This is a genomic window from Thauera sp. AutoDN2, from assembly GCF_051280715.1.
Lineage (GTDB): Bacteria > Pseudomonadota > Gammaproteobacteria > Burkholderiales > Rhodocyclaceae > Thauera.
Genome location: NZ_JBNCAR010000071.1, coordinates 1 through 3,765, shown reverse-complemented (window position 1 = coordinate 3,765; position 3,765 = coordinate 1). Strand labels below are relative to the sequence as shown.

5 protein-coding genes are annotated in these 3,765 nt (G+C 58.7%); 3 read left to right on the top strand and 2 right to left on the bottom strand.

Annotation, left to right across the window (positions count from 1 at the left end):
• Positions 1-435 precede the first annotated feature (435 nt).
• On the bottom strand, positions 436-642 hold the full coding sequence (locus ACPT9U_RS17315) for a hypothetical protein (RefSeq protein ID WP_435751863.1): 207 nt from the start codon (positions 640-642) through the stop codon (positions 436-438).
• 507 nt (positions 643-1,149) lie between these two features.
• On the opposite strand from ACPT9U_RS17315, the gene ACPT9U_RS17310 reads away from it, so the two are divergent.
• The 3 genes from ACPT9U_RS17310 (at position 1,150) to ACPT9U_RS17300 (ending at position 3,538) form a co-directional block, all read left to right on the top strand.
• On the top strand, positions 1,150-1,440 hold the full coding sequence (locus ACPT9U_RS17310) for a hypothetical protein (protein WP_043742022.1): 291 nt from the start codon (positions 1,150-1,152) through the stop codon (positions 1,438-1,440).
• Positions 1,441-1,596: 156 nt separating this feature from the next.
• Positions 1,597-1,851 carry a hypothetical protein gene (locus tag ACPT9U_RS17305; protein ID WP_043742020.1) on the top strand — a complete coding sequence of 85 codons (255 nt, stop codon included), beginning with the start codon at positions 1,597-1,599 and terminating at the stop codon, positions 1,849-1,851.
• 409 nt (positions 1,852-2,260) lie between these two features.
• Entirely contained in the window at positions 2,261-3,538 is a 1,278-nt protein-coding gene (locus tag ACPT9U_RS17300) for an HD-GYP domain-containing protein (protein WP_052484348.1), read from the top strand.
• Positions 3,539-3,540: 2 nt separating this feature from the next.
• Here the strand turns inward: ACPT9U_RS17300 and copK are convergent.
• Positions 3,541-3,765 (bottom strand): periplasmic Cu(I)/Cu(II)-binding protein CopK (gene copK / locus ACPT9U_RS17295; RefSeq protein ID WP_435751862.1); only part of this gene is annotated, 225 nt, incomplete at its 5' end.

Sequence of the window (3,765 nt, the reverse complement as noted above, 5' to 3'; positions counted from 1 at the left end):
ATAGTCCTCGTGTGCGAACGCAGCGGAAGATCCAAGGGTGCTGATGGCCGAGACGGCGAGAACGGCGATGATCGACTTTTTCATGATGGCTCCTTGTCCGGTTGTCCAGATTGGCTGCTCGTGCTTGAGTAACCATGGACCCCATCATAGGAGCCGACTACTGACAGGTCGGTGACCCGGCAATTACAGTTCGGTCATGATGATGTAATCCGATTATCAGGGTTGGATGAGTCGGAATATCAACCCTCGACGGCGCCTCCTTCCGACCGGCCGACTTCAGTCGGCGGGCCACTGAGCGACCAGCATTCGCCCTTGAGCACCTTCACGACCCCATGCACGACCCGGCCGAGGATGCGCCCACGGCGGCTGCGTGGAGCTGCCGTGGGGCTGAACGATGCAGTCGCTGCGACGACCGCATCGTTCAGGCGAGGGAACTCAGAACATGTGGCTCACACCAAACTCGACGGTGGACGCCGACTTACCGGCGGTGATGGCCAGATTCTCGCGGAAGTTGAACCGCGTCGTCGTATCACCGTTGAAGACGTGGACGTACCCCGCGTAGAGGTGGGTGCGCTTCGACAGAGAGTGCTCATAGGCGATGATATAGCCCTTGCCGTCGCCGCCCGACGTCCGCCTTCGCATATCCGATCGAGCTGTGGCTCGAGGGGCCAACGTCGATCTGGGCGCCGATGCTCCACAGCTTGTTGGTCTGGGCACTGCCGACGACCGGATCGACCTTTGCGTTCTGCCACGAGCCAAGAACCTTGATTATGCCGAAGCTGTAGCTTGCACCGACGAAATGTTCCTGCTGGTCGATGCAACACTCGTCAGGACAAGGCGGCCGAGTGCGGACCTCCATACCCCTCGCTCCGGCTCGGCAGGCCGAGCAACGGGATGGCGATGAATCCGCGGGCAGGCATGATCGACCTGTTAGCGTTTGCCGATGGACGCATCTGCTTGCACGACTTCAGCTGATTGGTTAGCTCGACTGATCTGCCCCGTTCAAACTGATAGCTTTCGTGACTCGTAGATTACGTCAATGTAATCGCACGGATATGCTCGCGTCAGCGTGACAATACTATATTTTTCCCATCGTAGCGTTCTGAAACTAGCTGAAGGACGCGGGCGACGCGAAAGAGGGAGAGGAAGATGCTCACAGCAGACCAAATGATAATCACTGGCCAACAGCAGTTTGACGCGATCATGCAACACTCCAATCTTGTCTTGGGGTGCTGTGAGCGGCTCACCGAAGAGAGCATGCGTTCTGCCCGTGCGCTTCTCGCGCAGGTCGAGTCCGACTTTGACGCCCTCCTGCGTGGCGAAACCATTGGATTCATCAACGCAGCTGGCCGAATCGGTCTGGACAGTTGGGCGTCGATGACTGCGTGCGTCATCGGATTCCAGCGTGAGGCGGTAAGAAAATCCTTCACCTTCAAGTAGCGTGCCCGGCCTACCGATCCCGGCCCGACGGTATCTGACAGATACGAAAGACCATGGTCGTGGTCTCGTTAAGACGGACATTCATCGAGAGAATTCTGTACGAATCCCCTCGCAACGTTCCTGCCGTCACTCTTTGCGGCTCATTGGAGAAATGCCATGAAATCGAAATCCCTTCTTGCGGTCCTGGCGGCGTTTGCCATGCTCTCGTTCAATTCCATCGCGGCGACTGCGGAGGAAGAGTCCCAAGCCAAATCCGAACAAGTCGAAAAGGCTGACTCGACGGACGCCAAGCGGCATTCCCACGTAAAGGAGAAAGTCGGCGTGCGGCCGAAAGCTGCGGAGGCCAAGGGCGATGACGGCATGGCCGCGAAAGCCAAGCCCAAGCACTACCACCCGCGGGACGGGAAATGACCCCGTGCAAAGTGGCGTGGCACATTCGGGGGGGCGTTTGTTGCTGTGACTCCACGCATTTCTGATGTACACGGTGATCGTTGCACTTGCCGTCTGCTTGCTGCGGCGGTTGGATGCGACATCAAGACGATACCGTTCAGCTATTGCCGGTCTGTATTGATGAAGCGATGGGCCATGACATGCAACCACGGTTGCCGCGGTGGCTCGGTGGAGGCCCGCGCGGGCCGGCATATGGCGGGAGGTGGACCTATCGACACCGTCAAGGCGATTCTGATCAAGAATGAGTAGCCATTTTTCGCGCATGTAACGGTGTTGTGGTTCCACGGTTCTGCCGAAATTTCATCTAACCCTCCACAAAGGCGCCCTTGAAGTGCGCGTGACGGACCCGCTACCCAATTCCGCACAACAGATGCGTTGGCTCCTCGCCCGCCGGCTCGGCGCAGCAGTGCTCGTCATCTGCTTGCTGGCGGGGGCTGCTGCCTTCATGTTCGAGGCACGCCGTGCGGAACAGGCGGCGCTGGAGACGGCTGAGGCGGCGGCCGCTCATTTTGTGTCACCGGCAATGCAGGCAATGTCGCCCGGAGAGTCCGGGCACAAGCACTTGCGGGACCTCCTCGACGGCAGTCACTTCATCGGCATTCGCGTGTTCGACCAAAGCGGAAATTGGGCTTACGAGGTCTGGGACGAGTCTTCGAACCGCATCGCGACGACGACCTTACCTTCCCGACCCACATGGCCGCCGATGGGGGAAAGTCGTCGCACCTGGATAAGCGTAGCGCAGGACGGCCTGATTCAGGTGGTTCTGCCACTGGCAGGCGGCGACGGCCGATTGGTCGGCTACATTGAGGGTTTCTATCGTCTCGCCCCGGAAGTCCTGTTGCATCAGCGGGAACAGATCCGCAATGGGGTCTTGATGGCAGCGGTATCGGCGCTTGCGACCGGGGTCGCCTTGTACCCACTTTTACTCTCAATGTTCGGGCATGCGACGGCCTTGTCCGACCGTCTCATGAATGCAAACTTCTCCCTCGTACATGCGTTGGGAAAGTCAATCGCCAAGCGCGACATCGACACGGACGCCCACAATTATCGGGTCACGCTCTACGCAGCGGCGCTTGCGGAGGAGATGGGGGTATCCCCGAACGAGATCCCGCATCTCGTCATCGGTGCCTTCTTGCACGACGTTGGAAAGATTGGCATTCCGGATCATATTCTCCAGAAGCCGGGGCGGCTTTCCGCTGAGGAGTTCGAAGTGATGAAGACCCATACCTTGATGGGTCTCGAGATCATTGCCGGGATTCATTGGCTTGAGGGCGCAGCGGAGGTCATTCGTCATCATCACGAGCGGATTGACGGGAAGGGGTATCCCGACCGCCTTGCTGGCGAGGAAATATCGCTCCATGCACGCATATTCGCGGTTGTGGACGTGTTTGACGCCCTGGTCTCGGCTCGGCCCTACAAGGCGGCGATTTCGCCCTCGGAGGCACTCGCAATTCTTGAGCGAGAGGCCATGCAGCATTTTGATGCGGATGTGGTCAACGCCTTCAATCGGATTGCTCTCTCATTGCATGGCGAGGTAGCCCGGGCAACCGAGGCCGACCTGCACCGCGCAATCCGCCCCTTGTGGCTTCGCTGCTTCAAAAAAGAAACGGCTCCGCAGGAGCCGTTTCGGAAATCGATCACCCGGTAGCTTTAGTTACGGTGATCCTTGTGGAGAACGCTGTCGAGGCGCATGACCTCGTCGCCGTGCATCATGATCTTCTGACCATCCTTGGTCTCCATGACCTCGCCTTGCTTCATCCTCACCGCACGTCCCAGCTTGTCCTCCATGCCCATTTTCCCATCCTTGAAGATGTGGACCGTCGAGCCATCCTTCATGGGGATGGACTTTTCGACCCGCTCGACATCGACCGCGAA

What these genes read in the sequence shown, in the direction of transcription:
- ACPT9U_RS17315 (WP_435751863.1), bottom strand. Translation starts at nt 642, where the DNA reads ATGCGAAGGCGGACGTCGGGCGGCGACGGCAAGGGCTATATCATCGCC.
- ACPT9U_RS17310 (WP_043742022.1), top strand. Translation starts at nt 1,150, where the DNA reads ATGCTCACAGCAGACCAAATGATAATCACTGGCCAACAGCAGTTTGAC.
- ACPT9U_RS17305 (WP_043742020.1), top strand. Translation starts at nt 1,597, where the DNA reads ATGAAATCGAAATCCCTTCTTGCGGTCCTGGCGGCGTTTGCCATGCTC.
- ACPT9U_RS17300 (WP_052484348.1), top strand. Translation starts at nt 2,261, where the DNA reads ATGCGTTGGCTCCTCGCCCGCCGGCTCGGCGCAGCAGTGCTCGTCATC.